At 71.5% G+C, this 24,663-nt stretch carries 22 protein-coding genes; 20 read left to right on the top strand and 2 right to left on the bottom strand.

Annotated elements, in window-relative coordinates:
• The first annotated feature begins 29 nt into the window (after positions 1–29).
• The 3 genes from VH112_03075 (at position 30) to VH112_03085 (ending at position 3,287) form a co-directional block, all read left to right on the top strand.
• On the top strand, positions 30–1,115 hold the full coding sequence (locus tag VH112_03075) for a CoA transferase (GenBank protein ID HEX4539202.1): 1,086 nt from the start codon (positions 30–32) through the stop codon (positions 1,113–1,115).
• Between the two features lie 72 nt (positions 1,116–1,187).
• Positions 1,188–1,532 (top strand): STAS domain-containing protein, encoded by a 345-nt coding sequence (locus tag VH112_03080; protein HEX4539203.1) that lies wholly within the window; start codon positions 1,188–1,190, stop codon positions 1,530–1,532.
• Positions 1,533–1,967: 435 nt separating this feature from the next.
• Positions 1,968–3,287 carry a GAF domain-containing SpoIIE family protein phosphatase gene (locus VH112_03085; GenBank protein ID HEX4539204.1) on the top strand — a complete coding sequence of 440 codons (1,320 nt, stop codon included), beginning with the start codon at positions 1,968–1,970 and terminating at the stop codon, positions 3,285–3,287.
• Here the strand turns inward: VH112_03085 and VH112_03090 are convergent.
• Together VH112_03090 and VH112_03095 are read right to left on the bottom strand one after the other, a co-directional pair.
• A complete protein-coding gene (locus VH112_03090) occupies positions 3,277–4,302 on the bottom strand; it encodes a restriction endonuclease (GenBank protein ID HEX4539205.1) in 1,026 nt (341 codons plus the stop codon). The two genes, VH112_03085 and VH112_03090, sit on opposite strands and share 11 nt — an antisense overlap.
• A complete protein-coding gene (locus tag VH112_03095) occupies positions 4,299–4,883 on the bottom strand; it encodes a hypothetical protein (protein HEX4539206.1) in 585 nt (194 codons plus the stop codon). The genes VH112_03090 and VH112_03095 overlap by 4 nt, the downstream gene beginning before the upstream one ends.
• Before the next feature lie 136 nt (positions 4,884–5,019).
• Between VH112_03095 and VH112_03100 the strand changes: the two genes are divergently transcribed.
• The 17 genes from VH112_03100 to VH112_03180 all read left to right on the top strand — a co-directional run bounded on the left by VH112_03100 (position 5,020) and on the right by VH112_03180 (position 24,656).
• Positions 5,020–6,147, top strand: a complete 1,128-nt coding sequence (locus VH112_03100) for an NTP transferase domain-containing protein (GenBank protein ID HEX4539207.1) — start codon at positions 5,020–5,022, stop codon at positions 6,145–6,147.
• Between the two features lie 3 nt (positions 6,148–6,150).
• Entirely contained in the window at positions 6,151–7,122 is a 972-nt protein-coding gene (locus tag VH112_03105) for a ribose-phosphate diphosphokinase (GenBank protein ID HEX4539208.1), read from the top strand.
• Positions 7,123–7,216: 94 nt separating this feature from the next.
• Complete coding sequence (locus VH112_03110) at positions 7,217–7,918, top strand: 50S ribosomal protein L25 (protein HEX4539209.1); 702 nt, start codon at positions 7,217–7,219, stop codon at positions 7,916–7,918.
• Positions 7,919–7,963: 45 nt separating this feature from the next.
• On the top strand, positions 7,964–8,533 hold the full coding sequence (pth, locus tag VH112_03115) for an aminoacyl-tRNA hydrolase (protein HEX4539210.1): 570 nt from the start codon (positions 7,964–7,966) through the stop codon (positions 8,531–8,533).
• 52 nt (positions 8,534–8,585) lie between these two features.
• A complete protein-coding gene (gene mfd, locus VH112_03120; GenBank protein HEX4539211.1) occupies positions 8,586–12,092 on the top strand; it encodes a transcription-repair coupling factor in 3,507 nt (1,168 codons plus the stop codon).
• A 12-nt stretch (positions 12,093–12,104) separates the two neighbouring features.
• The gene (locus tag VH112_03125; protein ID HEX4539212.1) at positions 12,105–13,157 is read left to right on the top strand and encodes a peptidylprolyl isomerase; all 1,053 of its coding nucleotides are present in this window, start codon (positions 12,105–12,107) and stop codon (positions 13,155–13,157) included.
• On the top strand, positions 13,154–14,623 hold the full coding sequence (gene mazG / locus VH112_03130) for a nucleoside triphosphate pyrophosphohydrolase (protein ID HEX4539213.1): 1,470 nt from the start codon (positions 13,154–13,156) through the stop codon (positions 14,621–14,623). Before VH112_03125 ends, mazG begins: the two co-directional genes overlap by 4 nt.
• Positions 14,624–14,688: 65 nt before the next feature.
• Positions 14,689–16,011, top strand: coding sequence for a phosphopyruvate hydratase (eno, locus tag VH112_03135; protein HEX4539214.1), 1,323 nt, complete (start codon positions 14,689–14,691; stop codon positions 16,009–16,011).
• Entirely contained in the window at positions 16,008–16,442 is a 435-nt protein-coding gene (locus VH112_03140) for a septum formation initiator family protein (protein HEX4539215.1), read from the top strand. The genes eno and VH112_03140 overlap by 4 nt, the downstream gene beginning before the upstream one ends.
• A gap of 56 nt (positions 16,443–16,498) precedes the next feature.
• Positions 16,499–18,766, top strand: a complete 2,268-nt coding sequence (locus VH112_03145; protein ID HEX4539216.1) for a xanthine dehydrogenase family protein molybdopterin-binding subunit — start codon at positions 16,499–16,501, stop codon at positions 18,764–18,766.
• The gene (locus VH112_03150) at positions 18,763–19,230 is read left to right on the top strand and encodes a (2Fe-2S)-binding protein (GenBank protein ID HEX4539217.1); all 468 of its coding nucleotides are present in this window, start codon (positions 18,763–18,765) and stop codon (positions 19,228–19,230) included. The genes VH112_03145 and VH112_03150 overlap by 4 nt, the downstream gene beginning before the upstream one ends.
• On the top strand, positions 19,227–20,045 hold the full coding sequence (locus tag VH112_03155) for a xanthine dehydrogenase family protein subunit M (GenBank protein ID HEX4539218.1): 819 nt from the start codon (positions 19,227–19,229) through the stop codon (positions 20,043–20,045). The genes VH112_03150 and VH112_03155 overlap by 4 nt, the downstream gene beginning before the upstream one ends.
• A 56-nt stretch (positions 20,046–20,101) precedes the next feature.
• Positions 20,102–21,037, top strand: a complete 936-nt coding sequence (locus tag VH112_03160; protein ID HEX4539219.1) for a MoxR family ATPase — start codon at positions 20,102–20,104, stop codon at positions 21,035–21,037.
• Positions 21,038–21,042: 5 nt separating this feature from the next.
• Positions 21,043–22,185, top strand: coding sequence for a VWA domain-containing protein (locus VH112_03165; protein ID HEX4539220.1), 1,143 nt, complete (start codon positions 21,043–21,045; stop codon positions 22,183–22,185).
• Positions 22,182–22,499, top strand: coding sequence for an XdhC family protein (locus VH112_03170; protein HEX4539221.1), 318 nt, complete (start codon positions 22,182–22,184; stop codon positions 22,497–22,499). The genes VH112_03165 and VH112_03170 overlap by 4 nt, the downstream gene beginning before the upstream one ends.
• The gene (locus VH112_03175; protein ID HEX4539222.1) at positions 22,496–23,356 is read left to right on the top strand and encodes an XdhC/CoxI family protein; all 861 of its coding nucleotides are present in this window, start codon (positions 22,496–22,498) and stop codon (positions 23,354–23,356) included. Before VH112_03170 ends, VH112_03175 begins: the two co-directional genes overlap by 4 nt.
• Before the next feature lie 4 nt (positions 23,357–23,360).
• Positions 23,361–24,656, top strand: a complete 1,296-nt coding sequence (locus tag VH112_03180; protein HEX4539223.1) for a DUF1707 domain-containing protein — start codon at positions 23,361–23,363, stop codon at positions 24,654–24,656.
• The last annotated feature ends 7 nt before the right edge of the window (positions 24,657–24,663 follow it).

Below are 24,663 nucleotides of genomic sequence, written 5' to 3' on the forward strand. Positions count from 1 at the left end.
AGAGCCGACGAGGGCCTACCAGCCGACCCGTGCCGGCCGCCGAAGGCGCGCTCCTCGACGGGATCCGAGTCCTCGATCTCAGCATCTGGCGACCTGGGCCCTACGCCACCCAGCTGCTCGTCGAGCTGGGGGCCGAGGTCCTCAAGGTCGAGCCGCCGGGCGGGGACCCGATGCGCGTCTTCCCGACGCTCTTCGCCGTGCTCAATGCGGGGAAGCGAGCCGTGGCCATCGATCTCAAGGAGGCGTCCGCACGCGACGCGGTGCTGGCGCGGGCGGCGTCGGCGGATGTCGTGGTCGAGGGATTTCGTCCCGGCGTGGTCGACCGCCTCGGCATCGGCGACGCGGCTGTGCGAGCGGCGAACCCGTCCGTGGTCTATTGCTCGGTGTCGGGCTACGGGCAGGACGGGCCCCTGCGTCTGCTTCCTGGCCACGACCTGAACTACCAGGCGTGGGCCGGGGTGGTCGAGCCCCGACCAGGCTGCGACGACGGTCCCGTCGTCGGTCGCCCGCCCATCGCCGACCTGGCCGGCGGCTCCTACGCGGCCCTCGCCATCAGCGCCGCATTGGTGCGGCGAGAACGGCGAGGGGAGGGCGAGCGCATCGACGTGTCGATGACCGACATCCTGGCCACATGGACCGGAGCCCTCCCGCCGCTCACCATGTCCGACGGTCGGTCCCTCGGCGACCTCCCCGGCTACGGGACGTTCGCTACCGCCGACGGCGGCTGGATCGCCCTCGGAGTCCTCAGCGAGGACGGCGCGTGGGCGGACCTCGTGCGCGCCCTCGGTCTCGACGATGCGGCGCCGCTCAGATTCGCCGAGCGCGTGGCGCTCGGCAAGCAGCTCAACGAGCGCATCGTCAAGGCGATCGGCAGCAGCCAGCGCGACGAGGTCGTCGCTGCCCTCGTCGAGGCCGGCGTGCCTGTGTCACCTGTGCTCTCGCAGAACGAGATGCTCGGCGCCGAGCTCTTTCGACAGCGGGGCACGGTGACGGACGGTGTCGACGGCGAGCCCGTTATGAGGCATCCCGTGGGCTATGACCGACACCCGGCGCAGGCTCCTCGGGACGTGCCGCCACTGGCGTCGGGGGTCGACAACCTCCCCGCCTGGCGCTGACGGAGCCGGGTCGGGCGCCTCTTGTCAGGACATCCCCGCCGTGGTACGCAACTAGTCACGAGGGAGGGTCTGATGAACGGTGCGCCTGATTTCGGCGTGGTTGTCTCGGAGGACGACGGCACGTCGGTCGTGAGCGTCAGAGGAGAGCTCGACATCTTCACTGCGCCCCGCCTCAGCGGCATCCTCGCCGGGCTTGTCGCGGCCGGAGGCGAGGTCGTCGTCGGTCTGGGCGACACCGCGTTCATGGAGTCGACCGGCATCGCCGTGCTGGCGCAGACGCATTTCGCCCTCCAGGAGCGCGGCGGGCACCTCACGATCGACTCGCCGCGCGACAACGTCTTCAAGGTCCTGGAGCTGAGCGGGCTGACGGGGATCATCACGATCACACACCCGCCCTCCGCGCCCTCGCCCAACTAGCCTGACGACGGACGCAGAACGTCCCAAAAGCGCGCGAGCCACTCGGTCAATCACAAGACGAGCCGGAGCGACGAGAAGAAAGGACGGCTCGGAGGCCCTGGGCCCTCGCCTTTCAACCAGGGCCCCCGGCCGTTCTCTGTTGACCACGAGGGGGGAGCCGCCGCGGTCGTGTTCCACCGTAGACGGGTCGGCTCACGAAGAGAAGGGGACGAGGGGTCACCTATCTGAGTGAAATCCCGGCGACACCTCACCACACCCGGCTGGGCTGTGTTGGGCGGCCAAGCCGAGCCCCTCGGCTTGGCCCACCCAACCCCCAGTGCCCACTAGCCAGCTGCTGACTACCTACCCAGGAAGTGGGAGGGCTAACCGGCCCATGAGGGCAGCCCGGCCCCCGGCGAGCAGGACAAGAGCCGCCGATCTCGAAGAGGTTAAGAGATGGCCGACATTGGCCGTCTCGAGGGCGGCGGAGGTCGAATCGAGGAGATGGTGGGGGGCGAGCCCGACCAGGACGCCCTGTTGGCCCGGCTCGCCCTGCTGGCCGAGGCCAGCACGGTGCTGACCGAGACGCTGGATCCCGACACTGCCCTGTACCGGCTGGCCCGCCTCGTGGTGCCCGTGCTGGGGGACTGGTGTGGCGTCCACGTGATGGACGAGACAGGTGCCGTGCGCACTGCGGCCGCCGCCCACCGTGATCCGGTCGGGACGGCGTTGGTGCAGAGCGATCTCGACGCCTCTCCCGGGCTCGCGAGCACCTCGCCCGTCGCCGCGGTTCTCAAGGGCGGGGAGCCGCGGCTGTTCCGGGCCGTCACCGACGAGCTCCTGGCCACCAGCGCTGCCAGCTCCGAGCAGCTCGAGACCTTCCGGGCCCTCGGTCTCGAGTCGGCCGTCGTGGTACCCCTACGCGGGAGGGCGCGTGTGCTGGGCGCGCTGACGGTGGTATCGGCCGAGTCGGGCCGGCACCTCGGCGACGCCGATCTGGCGGTGGCCATCGATCTCGGGCGAAAGGCCGGCCTGGCGGTGGAGAACGCCCAGCTCTACCAGCGGGCCCGCCACGTGGCCAAGGCCTTCGAGCAGGTCCTCGTCCCCGAGCGGCTGGCGGAGGTCCCCGGCCTCGACGTGGCCGCACGTTACCTGCCCGCGGCGGGAACCGACGTGGGCGGGGACTGGTACGACGTGATCCCCTTCTCCGACGGTCGCGTCGGCCTGGTCATCGGCGACGTGATCGGCCACGACTTGCGGGCGTCGAGCATCATGGCGTCGCTGCGCACCGCGGTCAGGGCCTACGCGTGGACGGGCAGCCGTCCCGCGGTGGTGGTCAACTACGTGGACGAGCTGGCGCGCGGTCTCGAGGCCGACCAGATGGCGACCCTGATCTACGGCATCTACGAGCCGACCACGCGCCGCCTCTGCTGGAGCAACGCCGGGCATCTGCCTCCGCTGATCATCGGGCCAGGGCCGACCGCCACCTACCTCGAGGAGCCAAGCTCGGTGCTGGTGGGAGCGATGGGTGGCCTCACGTACTCGGAGGGCGAGATCGAGCTCGGTCCCCACTCGACGGTCCTCTTCTACACCGACGGTCTCATACAGGAGCGTGGCGGGCTGGTGAGTGAGGGTCTCGATCGCCTCAGCCAGCTGGCGGCGGCCCAGTCGCACGGCGATCCGCGACAGCTCATCAACATGGTCCTCGCATCCATGCTGGGAGAGGATCAGCGAGCCGACGACATCGCCCTCCTCTGCGCGCGGGTCAAGCGCTGAGCAGCGAGCTCCGCACGTGGCTGATGTGTGACGTGAGAACGGCTGACATCCGCTCTGACAGCGCCCCCGAGACACCATCGATGGCGACGACGCGGTCGTGGGTGCCCGTGCGCAGCCAACCGACATAGAAGGGCGCGTACACCAACGCGCAGTCGTCCACCGTCGCGCGCCGGCACGGCACCGTGACGCCGAGGGCCGCCAACACGGCGGCGTGGCGGAGCCTGGCGGCGTCCTGCTGCACCTCGTCCCAGCGCTCGAAGGCGCGGCGGATGTCGCTCGCCACCTTGGTGTCCCGAACACCCGGCGTGATGGCGCCTACGGACAAGTCGACGTCGACGACCTCGCCGTTCTCAGGCGAGGCCGGTCCAAGAAAGGTGCCGGAAAGGGCCTCGTAGCTGTTGGTGATGGCGGTGGTGAGGAACCGCTCTTTGCCCCAGCGGACGTCCGTCGAGGTGATGCTCAGGTCGACGAGGTAGGTGGGGACCCACACCGGCTTGAACCAGACGAGCTGCTCCACCGTGCGGATGCCGAGCCGGCCCTTTCCCTGCAGGCGCGCCCGGGTCAGCGCCCGGTCCTCGGCTGCGACGAACGGGTAGCCGTGCGCCAACCGGGCCGGCACTCCCACGTCGAGCTGGCGCGCGACCGCGGCCCCGAGCAGCCCCCGCAGCTCGGCCGGCCCCCACAGGTCGATTCCGAGCTCGACTGCGGCCCGCTCGGCACCGCTGCGCCAGCCGTGGAGCGCGACGATGATCCCCTTGTTGAGGCCCAGGTCGGTAAGGATGTAGCTCAGCTTCGACACCGCGTCCTTCTCGATCGGTGCCTCCCACGCCTTGCACTCGACGGCGAGCCGAAACGTCGTCAGGGGGTCCGACTTCTCGGCCAGCACGTCGATCTCGTGCCTGCCTCCCGACCGGCCGTCCAGAAAGGCATTGCGGCGGACGAGGTAGCCGTGGGCGGCGAAGTGGTCGCCGACACGCTCCTCGAGCAGCAGCGCACGCCCGGTGGAGGCGTTCATGCGCGTTCGTCGGCGTCGGCGTCGGCCTGCAGCCAGCGGCGGTAGCGCTCGGGATCGGTCCACGCCCCGGTGAGCTCGTCGAACTCCGCCGCCTCGGGGACCATCCAGTCGGTTCGACCGCGCCTGGCCTCTGTAGCCGAGACGTCGAGATGAAAGTCGCCGAGCTCGAGCATCTCGCAGCCGGTGAGCTCGTGGGCGCGGCGAGGCGCCACCACGATCCGACGAATGCGCCCCAGCGCCTCGTCGCGCGCCGCCTCCGACCCTCCGTACCAGAGGGGGTCGACGAGCTGGGCCCACTTGTCACCACCCACGATGAGCACGTCGTAGCCGTCGGCCACGTCGGCCAGCAGGCGAGCGTCGGTCGCCCGGACACCGAGCCACGGCCGGCGCGCCGCCATGGCCTCGAGCACGGCCAGCCGGTCTTCCAACCGGGCCAGATCGTCGGGCTCCTTGCCCAACGGCGACCGGGACACGACGAGCTCCACCCGCTCGAGCCCGCACTGGCGCCGAGCCGCCTCGGCGATAGCGAGGTGGGCGACCGTCGGGGGATTGAAGGAGCCGGGGTACGCGCCGAGTGCCACTGTCGCCCCAGGCTACGCAGGGGCGATGACACTGCCGGTGACTGCACGTCCCCCTACATCGGAGACGGCGGGCGTAGCCTGCACGAGTGGGCACCGACCCCCGTTACGGTCGTGGAGGGCGCGAGGAGGTGAGCCGATGAGATCGTCGAAAGGGTCCCGTCCCTTGTCGGCCCTGGTGCTGGCCGCCGGTGAGGGCACGCGGATGCGGTCTGCCCAGCCCAAGCCGCTCCACCTGCTGTGCGGGCGCCCCATGGTTCTCCACGTCCTCGACGCCCTGGCCGAGCTTCCGATCCAGCGGGTCGTCGTGGTCGTGGGCCACGGCGCCGAGGGCGTCACCAAGGCCGTCCAGGAGGGGGCTCCTGCGACGTTCAGCGTGGAGTTCGTGGAGCAGCATGTGCAGCGGGGCACTGGTGACGCCGCGGCGGTGGGCCTGACGGGCTTTCCGGACAACCCCGACGACGAGCAGGACGACGGCGACCTGGTCGTCCTTCCGGGCGACGCGCCGCTGCTCCGGCCTCCCACCCTCGCCGCCCTCGTGCGGACCCACCGAGCCAGCGATGCCGCCGCCAGCCTGCTCGTGGCCCGCCTGCTGGACCCAACTGGTTACGGACGCCTGGTCAGGGACAAGGACGGCCGGATCGCCCGCGTGGTGGAGGAGGGCGACGCCACCGAGGAGGAGCGGGCGGTCGACGAGGTCAACACGTCGGTCTACTGCTTCCGCCGCAGCGTCCTGGCCCCGGCCTTGCGCCGCTTGACCCCGGAGAACGCCAACGGCGAGTACTACCTGACCGACACGGTCGCCGTGTTGCACGACGCCGGCTACCAGGTCTCGTCGCTCGTCGTGGCCGACCCCATGGAAGCGGCCGGGGTGAACGACCGGGCGCAGCTGGCCGTGGCCGAGGCCGAGCTGCGTGACCGCACCAACGAGCGCTGGATGCGCCGGGGCGTGACCATGCACGATCCCGAGCGCACCTATGTCGACGCCTCGGTGGAGCTCGCTCCGGACGTCACGCTCCTTCCCGGCACCATCCTGCAGGGGTCGACGGCCGTCGCCACGGGCGCACTCATCGGGCCCGACACGCGCCTGGTGGACTGTCGGGTCGGCGACGGCGCCGTCGTGGAGCACAGCGTGGCCCGACAGGCCGATGTCGGCACCGACGCCCGGGTGGGGCCCTACGCTGTCCTCGAGCCCGGCTGCCGGGTGGCGCCGGCCACGCTCACCGGGCCATTCTTCCGGGGCGTGGGAGACGAAGACGGGGGCTGATTGATGGAGTTGGTACCGAGGAAGCGGCTGCAGCTCTACGCCGGTCGTTCGCATCTGGCGTTGGCGGAGGAGATCGCCACGCATCTCGGGGTGGAGCTGGGCGAGGCGAACCTGCTGGAGTTCGCCGACGGCGAGATCCACTGTCGCTTCGGCGAGTCGGTGCGAGGCACCGACGTCTTCATCATCCAGACCCACTGCGGACCGGTCAACGACTCGATCGTCGAGCAGCTGATCATGATCGACGCCGCCAAGCGGGCGTCGGCGAAGCGCATCACCGCCGTATGCCCCTACTACGGCTATTCCCGCCAGGACCGCAAGGCGTCCGGCCGGGAGCCGATCACCGCCAAGCTGGTCGCTGACATGCTGCGCGTGGCCGGCGTGGACCGGGTGGTGAGCGTCGACCTGCACTCCGGCCAGATCCAGGGGTTCTTCGACGGACCGGTCGACCATCTCACGGCGATGCCCGTGCTGACCCACTACCTCCGGCGGGAGGGAACGGCCGGCATGGTGGTCGTGGCGCCGGACGCGGGGCGGGTGAAGGTGGCGGAGCGGTTCGCTCAGCACCTCGACGGCGACCTGGCCATGGTGCGCAAGCGGCGGGCCAAGGAGACGGCCAACGAGGTCGAGGCGATGGACGTGGTGGGTCCGGTCGCCGGGCGCCGGTGCGTGCTCATCGACGACATCATCGACACCGCGGGCACCGTGTGCGCCGCCGCCGAGCTGCTCGTCGACCGTGGGGCGGCGGAGGTCTGGGCGATGGCGACCCACGGCGTGCTGTCGGATCCGGCGCTCGACCGGCTCAAGGCCTCGCCGCTGGCCCGGGTGATCGTGACCAACACCCTTCCATTGGCCGAGGATCGCCGGATCGACAAGATCGAGGTGCTGTCGGTGGCCAAGATCGTCGCCGACGCCATCGATGCCGTGTTCGAGGACACGTCGGTCTCGGAGATCTTCGGGGGAGAGAACCAGACGTAGCCGGGGCCTGGGGCGGTGCTGGTGCTGCGGCAACCGCCCATGGCTTAGACTCATCTTCGCCCGGTGCCCCTTTCCCGGGTAGGAGCGCGTTCGCATGGCCGAGATCCCCATTGCTGCCGAAGCCGGCCGACCTGTCGGCTCGGCGGAGTCCCGTCGCCTCCGGGCGGCCGGCAAGGTCCCCGCCGTCGTCTACGGACACGGCGTCGACCCGCAGCCCGTGGCGGTCGATGCCAAGGACCTGCGGGCCGCGTTGACCACCGACGCGGGGCTCAACGCCCTGCTGGCCCTCAAGGTGGACGGCTCGACCCAGCTGACGATGGCCAAGGTGGTGCAGCGCCACCCCGTGCGGGGCACGGTCGCCCACGTCGATTTCCAGATCGTGCGTCGGGACGAGGTCGTGACGGCCGAGGTGCCCATCGTCCTCGTCGGCGAGGCCATCCTCGTCCACCGGGACGACGGCCACGTGGACCACCAGCTGTTCACCATCGCGGTCCACGCTGTCCCTGGCCGCATCCCCAATCTCGTCGAGGTCGACGTGAGCGAGCTGACGATCGGCCAGACGATCCGCGTGACCGAGCTCGCGCTGCCGAGCGGGGTGACGACGGAGATGGATCCTGAGGCCCCCGTGGTGGTGGGCCAGGCGCCACAGGTGAGCGAGGCGGACCTGGTGCCCGAGGGCGAGGAGGCGGCCGCCGAGGAGGGCGCCGAGGCGGCAGCCGAAGGGGAGGGCGAGGCCCCCACCGACGACGCGGCAGGCTCGGGCGGCGAGGCGGGCGAGCAGGGCGGCGAGGGCTAGGCCCTGCTCCGTCCCCGGACCGGCACCCCCACCGACCTCCTGGCGGTGGGGCTCGGCAATCCCGGCCCCGAGTTCGGCCACACCCGGCACAACCTCGGCGCCGATGCCGTGTCGCTCCTGGCCGAGCGCCACGGGGGCCGCCTCCGGCTGACCCGCGGCTCGCGTTCGCTCACCACCGAGGTCCGAGTCGGGGGCCGGCGGATGGCGCTGGCCTTCCCCCAGACCTACGTGAACGAATCTGGCGCGGCGGTGGCGGGCCTCGTTCGCCGGTACGGGGTGCAGGACCTCGGGCGGCTGGTCGTCGTCCACGACGAGCTAGATCTGCCCGTCGGGCGGATCAGGGTCAAGCTGGGCGGGGGCACGGCGGGGCACAACGGGCTCAGGTCGATCCAGTCCCATCTCCACGACGCCGGCTTCGCCCGTGTGCGCATCGGTATCGGGAAGCCGCCCGGCCGCCGGGAAGGGGCCGATCACGTCCTTGGCCCGCCGCGGCGGGGAGAGCGGGCCGAGCTGGACGTCGCCGTCGAGGAGGCAGCCGACGCCGTGGAACTGATCCTCGGCGAGGGCATCGACGCCGCCATGCGGCGCTTCAACAGCCGTCGCGAAGACGCCTGAACGCCCCGACCCCGCCGCCGGCGGCCGCTGGCGACGCCGGTACCCTGACCCGGTGAGCCTGCGCTCGCTGCCTGGATTGCTCCGTCACGAGGACGCGCTCGTCGACGTGCTCGGCGCGCCCGGTGCCGTGGTGGCCGTTCCGGAGCCGGCGCGGGCGTTCGCGCTGGCCGGGCTGGCGCAGCTGAGCGAGCGCCACCCGGTGTTGGTGGCGGTGCCCACGGGCACCGTTGCCGAGCGACTCGCCTTCGACCTGCGGGCCTACAGCGGACCGGACGCGGTCGAGACCTTCCCAGCGTGGGAGACGCTGCCGTTCGAGCGGGTCAGCCCCAGCGTGGAGACGATGGGCCGGCGGCTGCGGGCCATGTGGCGGTTGCGCCACGCTGGCGATGACCCGGCTGGCGGCGCCCGCCTGATCGTGGCCCCCGTGCGCGCTCTCATCCAGCGGCTGGGACCCCGGGTCGAGGATGCCGAGCCGATCGTGGTCGCCGCGGGCGACGTCCTCGACACCGACGAGTTGGTCGAGCGCCTGTCCCGCGCCGGCTACCGCCGCGAGTACCAGGTCGAGCACCGCGGCGAGGTGGCGGTCAGGGGTGGCATCGTGGACGTGTTCCCCTCGACCGCCGACGACCCGGTGCGCATCGACCTGTGGGGCGACGAGGTCGACCGTCTCACTGCCTTCGACGTGAACGACCAGCGGTCGATGGCGGATCTCGAGCGGGTGGAGATCTTCGCCTGTCGTGAGCTCCTCCCAACCACCGCGGTTCGCGACCGGGCCCGCCTCCTCGTCGGCCAGGAGCCCTGGGGGAGGGACCAGTGGGAGCGGCTGGCCGAGGGCCTCGTGTTCGACGGCATGGAGTCGTGGCTGCCGTGGCTGGCCGGCGAGGAGCACCTCCTCGGCGATCTCGTCGGCCCGTCGGGCCAGGTCGTGCTGGTCGACCCCCGGCGGATGCGCGACCGGGCGGCCGAGCTGATCGACGAGGAGGTCGCCCTGGCGGCCACGTTGGCCCAGACGTGGGGGGCGAACGACGGCGCCACTCGGGCGTTCCCCCGGCTGCACCTGCCGTTCGAGCGGCTGCTGGCCCGCACCACGGCGCCGGTGCTGTCCGTCACCTCGACGCCCGAGGCGCCCGCGACGCCGAGGATCGCGGCGACGGGCTGGGATCCGGTGGTCGCCGACGCCGCCCGACTGGCCAAGCAGCTCGGTGGCCTCGTTCGTGAGGGGTACTCGGTCACGGTCTGCGCAGAGGGCGAGGGGAGCGCCCGGCGCGTGGCGTCGATCCTGGGCGAGGAGGGGCTGTCCGCGCCCCTGCTGGACGGGAGCCCGTCTGACCTCACCGCTCCGGGGGTGCGGATCGTCGTCCAGGCCCTCGAGGGCGGGTTCGTCCTGCCCTCGGCAAAGCTGGCCGTGCTGGCCGAGACCGACGTCACCGGCAGGCGTCGCGCCCACCGGCAGGCCCGTCCCCGGGTCCGGCCCCAGGAAGGCTTCTTCGACGACCTGGCGCCCGGCGCGTACGTGGTGCACCACCAGCACGGCGTGGCCCGCTACGCGGGGATGGTTCGTCGCGCCATCGGCGGCGGTGAGCGCGACTACCTACTGCTCGAGTACCGCGGTGGCGACAAGCTCTACGTGCCGTCGGACCAGATCGACGTCATCACGCCCTACACCGGCGGGGAGACGCCGACGCTGCACCGCCTCGGCGGCTCGGAGTGGCAGCGCACCAAGGCCCGGGTGCGGGCCTCGGTGCGCGAGATCGCCGAGGAGCTGGTCGCTCTGTACCGGGCGAGGACGACCTCGCCCGGTCACGAGTTCGGTCCGGACTCGCCCTGGCAGCGTGAGATGGAGGAGGCGTTCCCCTACGCCGAGACGCCCGACCAGGCCCGGGCCATCGCCGAGGTGAAGGCGGACATGGAGGAGCCGGTCCCGATGGACCGACTGGTGTGCGGAGACGTCGGCTTCGGCAAGACCGAGGTCGCGATCCGGGGCGTCTTCAAGGCGCTCCAGGAGGGGAGGCAGGCCGCGGTCCTCGTGCCGACGACGCTGCTGGCCCAGCAGCACTTCCAGACCTTCTCCGACCGGTTCGCCCCCTACCCGGTGCGGGTCGAGGTGCTGTCCCGCTTCCTCACCACGGCCCAGGCTCGCCGGGTCGTGGACGGATTGGCCGACGGCTCGGTCGACCTCGTCATCGGTACCCACCGCCTCTTGAGCTCGGACATCAAGTTCAAGGACCTCGGACTCCTCGTGGTGGACGAGGAGCAGCGCTTCGGTGTGTCGCACAAGGAGGCGATCAAGGCCCTCAGCACCGGCATCGACGTGCTGACCCTGACGGCCACGCCCATCCCGCGCACGCTGGAGATGAGCCTGACCGGCATCCGTGACCTCAGCCTCATCAGCACGCCTCCGGCCGAGCGGCTGCCGATCCTCACCTACGTGGGCGAGCTCGACGAGCGGGCCGTGAGCGAGGCCATCCGGCGCGAGCTGCTGCGCGAGGGCCAGGTGTTCTTCGTGCACAACCTCGTCTACGACATCGAGGCGACTGCGACGCGCTTGCGCCGCCTCGTGCCCGAGGCCCGCATTGCCGTCGCCCACGGTCAGATGGACGAGGGCACCCTCGAGAAGGTCGTGATCGACTTCTGGGAGGGCCGGTACGACGTCCTTGTCTGCACGACGATCATCGAGTCGGGCATCGACATGCCCACGGTGAACACGCTCGTCGTGGATCGTGCCGACCGCCTGGGGCTGGGGCAGCTCCATCAGCTCCGCGGCCGCGTGGGCCGGGCCGGCCAGCGGGCCTACGCCTACCTCTTTTTCCCTCCCGAGCGGAGCCTGACCGAGGAGGCCTACGAGCGCCTGCGCACGATCGGCGAGCACACCGAGCTGGGATCAGGCTTCAAGATCGCCATGCGGGACCTGGAGATCCGCGGCGCCGGCAACCTCCTGGGGTCCGACCAGTCGGGGCACATCGCCGCCGTCGGCTACGACCTGTACGTCCAGATGGTCAGCGAGGCGGTCTCCGACCTGAAGGGGGAGGTCCGCCGCGAGCCCGCCGAGATCAAGCTGGACCTGGCCGTGGACGCCCACCTCACGAGCGACTACGTCGCTCGTGAGGACCTCCGCCTCGAGGCCTACCGCCGGCTGGCCGCGGTCACCACGCCCACGGAGGTCGAGGACATCCGCACCGAGTGGCTCGACCGCTTCGGGCCCCTGCCCCCGCCCGCCGAGGCCCTGCTGGCCGTGGGACGTCTGCGGGCCGAGTGCGTCCGCTCGGGCGTGCGTGAGATCACGGTGACGCCGGCCCGCCGGGGCGGCATCAGCGGAGGCCAGGCGGTGGCCCGCCTCTCCCCTCTCTCCCTCAAGGCCAGCACCCAGGTGGGTCTCCGACGCCGGCACCCCGGGGCGGTCTACAAGGAAGACCTGGGGCAGGTGGTGGTACCCCTACCCGGAGGGGTGGACGTGCCGGAGGCGTTGGTCGAGCTGCTGGGCGAGCTCGTTCCCCCCGGCACGGCCGCCGGCGCCGGTGACGGGCGCCCCGATGGCCAACAAGTGGGGGCCAGCCAGTAGCATCCCGAGACCGTGCGAAAGGTCCTCGTCCTCGCGGTCGGCGTGCTCGCCCTCGCTGGCGCCGGGTGCAACACCACGGCCCCCTACGCGGCCACGGTGAACGGCGCCACCATCAGCCAGGGAGACATCAACAGCGAGCTGGTGGCGATACGGAGCGATCCCGCCTACCTGAACCAGATCCAGAGCCAGAGCCAGGTCACCGGGGCCGGCCAGGACAGCTTCGACAGCTCGTTCGTGGCCCAGGTTCTCAACCGCCAGATCGTCTTCCAGCTCGTGCACCAGGAGGTCGTTCGCCGCGGGATCACCGTCAGCGGCCAGGACCTCAACCTGTCCCGGGGGGACACGGCGAGCGCCCTGGGTGGGGCCAACGTCCTCAGCGGACTTCCGGCGTCCTACCAGAACACCCTGATCCGGCACTCCGCCGAGGTGACGGCGCTCGAGGCGCAGCTCGCGCACGTCGACATCCGACCCGTCGCCATGGCCCAGTACTACGCCACGCACCAGCAGAGCTTCGTCCAGCAGTGCGTCAGCCACATCCTGGTCTCGAACCAGGCCGATGCCGCCGCCCTGCGGGCCCAGATCGTGGCCGGGGCCAGCTTCGCCCAGGTCGCCCAGTCCCAATCGCAGGATCAAGCCAGCGCAGCCAACGGTGGGCAGCTGGGGTGCGGACCGACGGGACGCTTCGTGACCGGGTTCGAGCAGGCCGTCGACGCGCTGCCCACCGGCCAGCTGAGCCAGCCCACCCAGACCCAGTTCGGCTGGCACCTCATCGAGGTGACGTCCCGCCAGCCCCTGTCCCTGGCCCAGGCCCAACCCCAGATCCGGGCGGCCCTTCTGGCCAACGCCCAGACGGCGCTGACCAGCACGCTGCAGCGCGACGAGTCGCGTGCCAGCGTGACCGTCAATCCTCGCTACGGCACCTATGCGACCCGCGGCAACCAGGCTGGGATCGTCCCGCCGTCGGCGCCGCCGTCGTCGATGCTCAACTTCGTCCCCGCCAACCCGAGCACCTCCGTGGGCGGCTCGGGCGCACTGCCGTCAGGCATCGGCTCGACCGCGCCGTGACACCTCGGGTGGTGGTGGTCGGGCTGGGCCCGGCCGGGCCCGAGCTCATCACCACGGCGACCCGCACGGCGATCGAGCGCGCCCACCACCGTTACCTCCGCACGGCGCGCCACCCGGCGGCGGCCGCCGTGGGCGACTTTCGCTCCTTCGACGAGCTGTACGACTCGATCGCCTCGTTCGAGGAGGTCTACGCCGGGATCGTGGACGCGCTGGTCGAGGCGGCGACGGTCCACGGCGAGGTCCTCTACGCCGTCCCGGGCTCGCCGCTGGTATCGGAGCGGACGGTCGAGCTGCTGCGGGACGACCCGCGCATCGAGCTGGAGGTGCTTCTGGGCCCGTCGTTCCTCGACCTGGCGTGGGACCGCCTGGGGATCGACCCCATCGACTCGAGCGTGCGTCTGGTCGACGGGCCGTCGTTCGCAGTCCAAGCCGCGGGGGAGCGGGGCCCGCTGCTGGTCGGTCAGTGCTGGAGCGACCAGGTCCTCTCGGAGATCAAGCTGGCCGTCGACCACCCTCCGGATGCCAGGGTCACCGTGCTGCAGCGACTGGGCCTGGCGGACGAGGCCGTGTTCGACGTCGACTGGGCCGACCTGGACCGGTCGGTCGAGGCCGACCACCTCACCACGCTCTTCGTGCCCCACCTCGCCGAGCCCGTGGCGGCCGACCTGTCCCGGCTCGAGGAGCTGGTACGGACCCTGCGGCAGCGCTGCCCGTGGGACCGTGAGCAGACCCACGCTTCGCTCACCCGCCACTTGCTCGAGGAGACCTATGAGGTGCTCGAGGCGATCGAGGCGCTGGGCGCGGGCCCGGCGTCCTACCACCATCTCGAAGAAGAGCTCGGCGACCTCCTGTTCCAGGTCTACTTCCACAGCGTGCTGGCGGCGGAGGCCGGCCAGTTCGGCCTGGCCGACGTGGCGCGGGGGGTGCACGACAAGTTGGTCCTCCGTCACCCGCACGTGTTCGGGACAGTCGAGGCGGAGACGCCCGACGTCGTCATGGCCAACTGGGAGCAGATCAAGAAGCAGGAGAAGGGTCGCCAGAGCGTCATGGACGGGATCCCCTCAGCCCTTCCGTCCCTGCTCCACGCCCACAAGGTGCAGCGCAAGGCGGCCACCCTCGGCTTCGACTGGCCCTCGGGCGATGCCACCCGCCTCGTCGCCGAGGAGGACCTGGCCGCCCTGGCCGATCCGGCTCAGGAGCAGACAGCCCGCACGGCGGGCCGGCCCGACAGCGAGGAGCGCCTGGGCGATCTCCTCTTTGCCGTGGTGGGTCTGGCCCGCCATCTCGGCCAGGATCCCGAGGCCGGCCTGCGGAGAGCCACAATCCGGTTCCGCGATGCCGTGATGGCGACCGAGGGCCTGGCCGCGAGGCGCGGCATCGACGTCGCTCGCCTCGATGCCGCCGGCCGCCGCTCCCTGTGGGACGAAGCGGCCAGATCCGGCGCCGATGGCCCAGATTCGGCCTGATCGTCCTCGATCGCGTGGCCACAAGAGGTAACTTCTTCAACAACAACCACAGGAGCCACACCGCTGTGAGCCGGATCCAGCACGTCGAAGCCAGAGAGGTCCTCGACTCCCGTGGCAACCCCACGGTCGAGGTCGAGATCGAGCTGTCCTCGGGGGCCACCGGGCGGGCCATCGTTCCCTCCGGGGCGTCGACCGGGACGTTCGAGGCGACCGAGCGGCGAGATGGCGGCAGCCGCTACGGCGGCAAGGGCGTCCTCGGAGCGGTGGCGAGCGTCAACGGCGAGATCGCCGACGCCGTCGTCGGCCTCGACGGCGCTGACCAGCGCGTGCTCGACTCCACCCTCGTCGATCTCGACGGCACCGAGTCCAAGGCCCGGCTCGGGGCCAACGCCGTGCTCGGGGTCTCGATGGCGACGGCCCGGGCGGCGGCGGCCGATGTCGGCCTGCCCCTCTACCGGTACGTGGGCGGGGCCAACGCCCACGTGCTCCCCGTGCCGATGATGAACGTGCTGAACGGCGGTGCCCACGCCGACAACGACGTCGACGTGCAGGAGTTCATGATCATGCCCGTCGGGGCCGTCTCGTTCTCCGAAGCGCTGCGCTGGGGGGCCGAGACGTATCACGCCCTCGGGCGGCACCTGCACGCCGAGGGCTTGTCGACCGCCATCGGTGACGAGGGCGGCTTCGCGCCCAACCTGCCGTCCAACGAGGACGCCGTCCGGGCCCTCGTTCGCGCCATCGAGGATGCCGGGCTGGTGCCGGGTGAGGACGTGGCCCTCGCCATCGACGCCGCTGCCACCGAGCTGTACCGGGACGGCCAGTACAACCTGGCCGGCGAGGGCCGAAAGCTGTTGGCCGAGGAGCTCGTGGCCTACTGGCAGGAGCTGTGCGACCGCTATCCGATCGTCTCTATCGAGGACGGCCTGGCCGAGGACGACTGGGACGGCTGGGCTGCGCTCACGGCTGCCCTCGGGCGGCGGATCCAGCTGGTGGGAGACGACGTCTTCGTGACCAACCTCGAGCGGCTGGCGCGAGGCGTGCGTGTGGGGGTGGCCAACTCGATACTGATCAAGCCCAATCAGGTCGGCACGCTCACCGAGATGCTCGAGACCATGGATCTGGCCGCGCGGAACGGCTACACGAACGTCATGTCTCATCGCTCCGGCGAAACCGAGGACGCCACGATCGCCGACCTGGCCGTGGCGACCAACTGTGGGCTGATCAAGGCCGGGGCGCCAGCCCGCTCGGACCGCGTGGCGAAGTACAACCAGCTGCTGCGCATCGAGGATCAGCTGGGCGAGTCCGCTGCCTACCGCGGACGCTCGGCGCTGTCGAGCGCCGGCGCGTCGGGTGGTCAGCGTCCCGACCCTGCATCGGGGGGCGGGTGACGCGCCACACCGTCGTGCTCCTGGCCGCCGCTGGCGCCACGCTGGCCGTGCTGGTGCTCGTGGTGTTCCCAACCCGCTCCTATCTGAAAGAGCGCGGCGACGTGAAGAGCGCCACCCACCAGCTCCAGGCCCTCGACACCCAGAACCGCCAGCTGACCAACCAGATCGGCCGGCTCAACACCGACGCCGAGATCGAGCGCCTGGCGCGCAAGGACTACGGGTTGGTGAAGCCAGGCGAGGAGGCCTACGCCGTCCTTCCAGGCGCCCTGGCCAAGAACGGCGCCGCCAACAAGCCAGCCACAGCCAAGCCTGCGGCCGCCAAACCGTCCGCTGGCCCGCAGCCCGCAAGCCAGCGAGGTCTAGCCGCGCCGGCGCCCGCCCACCAGGGGCTGTGGGGCCGCTTCCTGGACCAACTGGCGTTCTGGCGCTGACTGCCCCGCCTACTAGCCTGAGCGTCCCGCATCGTCGCCACCTCGGGAGGCCAGGCGTGAGCATCCTCGGCAACCGGGTCGTCCGCAAGGAGGACCCCAAGTTCCTCACCCGTGGGGGCACCTACGTCGACGACCTGAAGATCGACGGGGCGGCGCGCGTGACCTATGTGCGGTCTACGTCGGCGCATGCGCGCATTCTCTCTGTCGACGTCGACGAGGCCCGGGGCGCGCCGGGAGTCCTGGCGGTGGTCACGGCGCCCGACATCGAGCTCGATCCCCTGCCGCCCGAGATCCCGATGCTCAACGAGAAGATGCCCCAGCCCTGGCTGGCGACCGATGTCGTCCGCTACGTGGGCGAGCCCGTGGTCGCCATCGTCTCCGAGACTCAGGCCCAGGGTGCCGACGCCGCGGAGCTGGTCCTCATCGACTACGAACCGCTCCCGGTCCTCGTGGATGCCCAGCAGGCGCTCGAGGGCTCGATTCTCCTGCACCCCGAGGCGGGGACCAACGTGTCCTTCGAGCTCCAGTTCGGCACGGACGAGTCGCTCTTCGACGGCTGCGAGGTGGTCGTCAGACAGCGCGTCAACAACCAGCGGGTCGCGCCGTGCCCGCTGGAGGTGCGGGCGGTCGCCGCACGGTGGGAGGACGACGGCCGCCTCACGCAGTGGTCGTCCACACAGGCGCCGCATTCGGTGCGGGACGCGCTGGCCAAGGCGTACGGCCTGTTCGAGGACGAGGTCCATGTCATCAGCCCCGACGTCGGCGGCGGGTTCGGAGCCAAGATCGGCGGGTATCCCGACGAGCTGCTCATCGCCTGGCTGGCCCGACGGGTCGGCCGTCCGCTCAAGTGGACCGAGACCCGGTCGGAGAGCATGGTGGCGCTGGGCCACGGGCGGGCCCAGCTCCAGGACGTCGAGATCGGAGGATCGAGGGACGGCACGATCGGTGCCTACCGCCTGACCGTGCTGCAGGACTCCGGTGCATACCCACGCGTCGGTGCCCTGCTGTCGTTCATGACCAGGACGATGGCCTCGGGCACCTACCGGATCCCCAAGATCGAGTTCAACAGCCGCGCCGTCGTCACCGACACCACACCGGTGGTGTCGTACCGGGGAGCGGGTCGGCCCGAGGCCACCGCCGCCATCGAACGAGCAGTCGACCTGTTCGCCGACGAGATCGCGATGGACCCGGCCGAGGTTCGCCGGCGGAACCTGATAGCGGCGAACGAGTTCCCCTTCACCACTCCAGTGGGCACCACCTACGACGTCGGCGACTACGGCCGCGCCCTCGACCTCGCCCTCGAGACGTCGGGCTACGACGAGTTGCGCAAGGAGCAGGCCCGGCGACGGGATGCGGGTGATGTCCGACAGCTGGGGATCGGCCTGTCCGTCTACGTGGAGATCACCAACGGCGTGCCCGGAGGCGAGTACGCCGCCGTCGAGGTGCGCGAGAACGGCACCGCGGTCGTGCGAACCGGCACCTCGCCACACGGGCAGGGTCACGTCACGTCCTGGGCCATGCTCGTCAGCGACGCGCTGGGCATTCCGGTCGACGTCATCGAGGTGGTGCACGGCGACACCGACGTCGTGCCGCGCGGCGTCGGGACCTTCGGCTCCCGGTCGCTCCAGGTCGGGGGAGTGGCAGCCCATCAGGCCGCGGGGCAGGTCGTGGACAAGGCCCGCGAGCTGGCGGCCAAGCTTCTCGAGGCCGACCCCGCCGACGTCGTGCTCGACAAGGTGGGCCAGCGCTTCCATGTTGCAGGCACCCCGGCGGTGGCCAAGTCGTGGAGTGAGCTGGCCCGGGAGGCGAGCTCGGAGCCCGGCGGGCTCTCGGCCGAGACCGACTTCACTCCGGACGGGGCGACGTTCCCATTCGGGTCGCACGTGGCGGTGGTGGAAGTGGACACCGAGACCGGCAAGGTGACCCTCGAGCGGCTGGTGGCGGTCGACGACGCCGGCCGCATCCTCAACCCGCTCCTGGCCGAGGGCCAGATCCATGGCGGTCTGGCCCAGGGAGCGGCCCAGGCGCTGTTGGAGCAGGTCGGCTACGACGAGGACGGCAATCCCGTCACCGCCAACCTGGCCGACTACACGTTCGTCTCGGCGGCCGAGCTTCCCAGCTTCGAGACGACGCCGATGGAGACGCCCACACCGGTCAACGAGCTGGGCGCCAAGGGCATCGGCGAGTCCGGCACGATCGGCTCGACGCCGGCAGTGCAGAACGCCGTGGTCGACGCCCTGTCGCACCTCGGCGTTCGCCACGTCGACATGCCTGCCACCCCCGAGCGGGTCTGGCAGGCGCTCCACAGAAAGGGGACGTCGTGAGAGTTCGCCTCAGCGTCAACGGTGCGAGCCATGAGCACGAGATCGAACCGCGGCTCCTGCTCGTCCACTACCTCCGTGAGGTCGTGGGCCTCACGGGCACCAACGTCGGGTGTGACACCTCGTCCTGTGGTGCCTGCACCGTGCTGATGGACGGCGAGTCGGTGAAATCGTGCACGGTGCTCGCCGTCCAGGCTGACGGGACCGAGGTGACGACCATCGAGGGCATGGCCCGCGACGGCGACATGCACCCCATCCAGGAGGCGTTCCGGGAGCACCACGCCCTCCAGTGCGGCTACTGCACCCCCGGGATGGTCATGGCTGCCGCGTCGCTGCTGGAGGAGCATCGCGATCCGACCGAGGCGGAGGTACGGGAGGGTCTCGAGGGCAACCTGTGTCGCTGCACGGGCTACCACAACATCGTCAAGGCGGTACTGGCGGCCGGCAAAGCAAGGGAGACAGCATGATCCCGGTTGCCTTCGACTACCAGCGGGTGACGTCGGTCGACGAGGCTCTCGGCCTTCTCGTCGCGCACGGCGACGAGGCCAAGCTGCTGGCCGGGGGACACTCGCTGCTGCCCCTGATGAAGCTGCGCCTCGCCGTGCCATCCGTGGTCGTCGACGTCGGGCGTCTGCGCGACCTCTCGTACGTGCGAGATGCCGGCGACCACATCGCCATCGGCGCCCTCACCCGTCACCGGGACCTGGAGACGTCCGAGCTGCTGGCGACCCAGGCGCCGATCCTCGCCCACGTGGCGGGCCTGGTGGGAGACCCCCAGGTTCGCCACCGGGGCACGATCGGCGGATCGCTGGCCCACGGCGATCCGGCCTCGGACCTGCCGGCCGTGGTGCTGGCCCTGGGGGGCACGCTGGTGGCCCGGGGCCCGGGGGGCGAGCGGACGATCCCGGTCCAGTCGTTCTTCGAGGGCTTCCTGCAGACGGCGCTCGGCGCCGACGAGCTGCTCACCGAGATCCGGGTGCCCAGGGCCAGCGGCGGCTGGTCCTATCAGAAGTTCAACCGCCGGGCCCAGGACTGGGCCATCGTGGGCGTGGCAGCCGTTCGCAACGGGGCCACGTCCGTGGCTCTGGTCAACATGGGATCGACGCCGCTGCGCGCATCGGCCACCGAGGCCGCCCTGGCGTCGGGCGCGGCCATCGGTGACGCCGCCGCGGTGGCCGCCGAGGGGACGGATCCGTCGGGCGATCTCAACGCCAGTCCCGACTTTCGTCGCCACCTGGCCACCGTCCTGGTCCGCCGGGCCCTGGAGGAGACCGCCGGCTGACGGTCCGGGTTCCGAGCGTGGGGCAACCACCCGGGCGGTGGGAGAATTGCGAGGGTATGGATCCTGACGGCGTTCGGGCGGCGCTGGCCGCCCACGAGTACCTGGCCGACGAGGGCCTGGCGACGGCGGTGTACCTGGCCGTCGTGCTGCGCCGGCCGCTGCTGCTCGAAGGCGAGGCGGGAGTGGGCAAGACCGAGGTCGCCAAGGTCCTCTCGCGCTGGACCGGCGGGGAGCTGGTCAGGCTCCAGTGCTACGAGGGGATCGACGTGTCCCAGGCGGTGTACGAGTGGGACTACTCCCGCCAGCTCCTGCACCTGCGCACGGCGGAGGTCCGGGGGGCCGCCGGAGGCGAGCCGCCCGGGCCGGACCTGGAGGACGAGCTGTACTCGGAGCGCTTCCTGGTGCCCAGGCCGCTGCTCCAGGCCATCGCCCCCACCCGCGCTCGATCGGGTGGCGCGCCCGGCGGCGCCGATCGCCCACCGCCGGTCCTGCTCATCGACGAGATCGATCGGGCCGACGACGAGTTCGAGGCGTTCCTGCTGGAGATCCTGTCGGACTATGCCGTGACGGTGCCCGAGCTGGGCACGTTCCGGGCGGAGACGCCGCCGATCGTCGTCATCACCTCGAACCGGACCCGTGACGTGCACGACGCCCTCAAGCGACGGTGTCTCTACCACTGGGTCGAGCACCCGACCTTCGAGCGGGAGGTCGCCATCGTCAGGCTTCGGGCCCCAGGGGTGGCTGAAGCGCTGGCTGAGCAGGTCGCGGCCGCCGCCGAGCGGCTCCGCCAGATGGGGCTCTACAAGCCGCCGGGCGTCGCCGAGACCATCGACTGGGCTCAGGCGCTCGCAGCCCTCGGTTCGGCGGAGCTCGACGAGGACGCCGTCGGCCTCACGCTGGGCAGCGTCCTCAAGTACCGGGAGGACGCCGAGCGGGTCCGCTCGGCGGGCATGGCCGATCTGGTGCGGGCCGCGGTCACCCGGGGGGCGTGACGGCGATGGCACCCGCGCCTGCGTCCGCCCCGACGACCCACGGCAACGCCGACCGCATCGCGGTCGCCTTCGCCCGTGTCCTGCGGGGAGCGGGCGTGGAGGTGCCGGTCGGCTCGGTGGTCAGCTTCGCCCAGGCCCTGGGCGCCGTCGGTGTGCGAGCAGAGCACCCCGTCTACTGGGCGGGGCGGGCCACGCTCGTCACCCGGCCCGAGGACGTGCCCGTCTACGACCGGGCCTTCGCCGCCTTCTGGTCGGGCGACGGCAGCCCACCGTCAGAGGTGTCCGAGGTCGTTCCCCTGACGCTCGTGACCGACGACGACCCGGAGGCCGGACCCGGGCCAGCGGAGCGGGCCACCGAGCCGCCGGGCGCGACCCTGACGGTTCGCTACAGCCCGACGGAGGTCTTGCGCCACAAGGACTTCGCCGACTGCTCGCCCGCTGAGCTGGCCGAGGCCCGCCGGATGATGTCCGACATCCGGCTGCGCGCCGCGCTTCGCCGCTCCCGCCGGCTGGAGCCGGCGCGCGGGGCCCGGGGGCGACCCGATCTGCGCCGGACGGTGCGTGGGGCGCTACGCGCGGGTGGCGAGCCCATACGCCGGGCCTATCTCGAGCCCGGTCGGCGGCCGCGGGGGGTGGTCCTGCTGTGCGACGTGAGCGGCTCGATGGAGCCGTACGCCCGGGTCCTGCTGCGGTTCCTCCACGCCGCAGTTGCCGGCGGGACGCGGGTCGAGGCATTCGCGGTGGGCACCCGGCTCACGCGCCTGACCCGCGAGCTGTCGGGGCGCGATCCCGACGCCGCCTTGCGCGAGGCGGCGACCGCCGTCGTCGACTGGTCCGGCGGGACCCGGCTGGGCGCGGGGCTCCGGGCCTTCAACGACCGTTGGGGCATCCGGGGGATCGCCCGCGGCGCGGTGGTGGTGATCCTCTCCGACGGCTGGGACAGGGGTGATCCCGACGTCCTCGGGGCCGAGATGGCCCGGCTCCACCGCGTCGCGCACCGTGTGGTGTGGGTCAACCCGCTCAAGGCCTCGCCCGGGTACGCCCCGCTGGCCCGGGGGATGGCGGCGGCCCTTCCGTACGTTGACGATTTCGTGGAAGGGCATTCCGTGGCGTCGCTGGAGAACCTGGTGGAAGTGGTGGCCCGATGAGGGAGGTGTTGGGCGATATCGAGCGCTGGCGGAGCTCGGGACGACAGGTCGCCTTGGCCCGCGTCGTGGGCGTGGAGGGGTCGGGACCCCGTGGGCCAGGGGCGGCCATGGCAGTGAGCGAGGACGGCGAGGTGGCCGGCTCGGTGTCGGGCGGATGTGTCGAGGGTGCGGTGGTGACCGAGGCCCTGGACGTGCTGCGGGGCGACGGCAGTGCCCGGGTGTGCACGTTCGGCTACTCCGACGACGAGGCCTTCGCCGTGGGTCTCACCTGCGGCGGCACGATCCACCTGTTGGTGGAGCCGCTCGACTGGTGAGCCTCTACGAGACGCTTCGTGACGAGCTGCTGGCCGACCGGCCGGTGGCGCTGGCGACGATCGTCGAGGTGGCAGACGAGGGCACCGACGGGGCCGAACGTCCCGAGCTGACGCTGGGCGCCAAGCTGCTCGTGCGCCCCGACCTGTCGCCCCTCGGCTCCCTCGGCGACGAGGCCCTCGATCGGGTCGTGGCGCGGGACGCTCTGGGCGCGCTGACGGCGGGGCACACGTCGACCCGGCACTACGGCCGTCACGGGGAAGCCCGACAGCGCGAGGTCGCCGTCTTCGTGGAGGCGTTCGCGCCCCCGCCGAGCATGGTGATCTTCGGGGCCGTGGATTTCACCGCAGCCCTGGCCCGAGTGGCGAAGCTGCTGGGGTACCGGGTGACCGTGTGCGACGCCAGGCCCGTCTTCGCCACCCGGGCCCGGTTCCCGATGGCCGACGAGGTCGTGGTGGACTGGCCCGACCGCCACCTGGCCAAGGTCGGGCAGAATTTGAGTCGGCGCGACGCAGTCTGCGTGCTCACCCACGACCCCAAGTTCGACGTCCCCGCCCTCATGGCTGCCCTGGCCACCGAGGCCGGCTACGTCGGCGCCATGGGTTCGCGGCGAACGCACGCCGAGCGGGTCGAGCGCCTCCGGGAAGCGGGCGCCACCAAAGAGGATCTCGCCCGGGTGATGAGCCCCATCGGACTCGACATCGGCGCCCGCACCCCCGAGGAGACAGCCATCTCGGTCGCCGCCGAGATCATCGCTCAACGGACCGGGCGCGGGGCGCCGTCGCTGCGCGACGCCGAGGGCCCCATTCATCCACGCGAGAGATCCGCTCGTGTCCAGGCCCGGACTGGGACAGACTGAGGCCATGGAGAAGCCACCGCCCGACCAGGGGCATCCGGTCGTGCGCGTCTCCGACGCGGACCGCAATCAAGCAGTCGAGCTGCTTCGGGAGCACACGGCCGAGGGGCGCATCACGCTCGACGAGTTCTCCGAGCGGGTCGGGCTCGCCTTGGGCGCGCGCACCCAGGCGGACCTCCAGCGGGTGATGGCCGACCTGCCGGCCGTGCAGGCGCCGGTGCCCGAGACGGCGCGGCGTCCCGCCAAGGGTTGGACGGTGGCCATCTTGAGCGGCTCCCGCCGCAGCGGTCGCTGGCGGCCACGGTCCCACACCAAGGCGGTCGCGTTCATGGGCGGCTGCGAGCTGGACCTGCGCCAGGCCGAGATCGACGGATCGGAGATCGTGATCACCGCCGTGGCGTTCATGGGCGGTATCGACATCGTCGTCCCCGAGGGCATCGAGGTGGACCTGACCGGCGTGCCCATCATGGGGGGCAAGGACCTCCGGGTACGGGACGTCGCCCCCACTCCCGGCGCGCCGAGGGTCAGGGTCCGAGCCTTTCCGATCATGGGCGGGGTGACGGTCCGCAGCAAGGGCCTCAAGGAGAAGGTTCGGGGCCTGGTAGAGGGTGGCGATGTCGCAGGCGCCCTCGATGTCGTGGCCGAGACGCGCTTCCAGTCACACCAGGCGCGGCGGGAGGCCCGCGATCGCCGCCGGCCGGACCGGCGCCACGGCAGCGGGCCCGACCCAGCGGGGGTCGAGCTCCCCGAGCCCGGCACGGTTGACTCGCCCGAGCGGCTGCCCACTGCGCCGGACGGCACCGTCACGATCCTGTTCAGCGACATCGCCGGGTACACGCCCATGACCGAGCGGCTGGGCGACCTGAGGGCCGGCGAGCTGCTCGCTACCCACAACAAGCTCGTGCGCGCTCGAGTGGCGGCCCACGGCGGCTACGAGGTCAAAGCCCAGGGCGATGGCTTCATGGTCGCCTTCGCCGGCGCCGGTCGCGCCGTGCGTTGCGCCATCGCCATCCAGCAGGCCTTCGCCGAGCGCAACTCGGCCCTTCCGGATGAGCCCATCGACGTCCACCTGGGACTGCACACGGGCGAGGCGGTGCGCCAGGGCGACGACTTCCTGGGCCGGACGGTGATCATGGCCAGCCGCATCACCGCCGAGGCCCGGGCTGGCGAGATTCTCGTGTCGAGCCTGATCCACGAGCTGGCGGAGAGCTCGGGCGAGTTCTACTTCGGCGAGCCCCGACGGGCCGAGCTCAAGGGCATCACCGCGCCCCAGGTGCTCTACCCCGTGGCCTGGTCGTCCTGAGCGGTCG

Source organism: Acidimicrobiales bacterium, assembly GCA_036270875.1.
In the GTDB taxonomy this organism is placed as follows: Bacteria; Actinomycetota; Acidimicrobiia; order Acidimicrobiales; family AC-9; genus AC-9.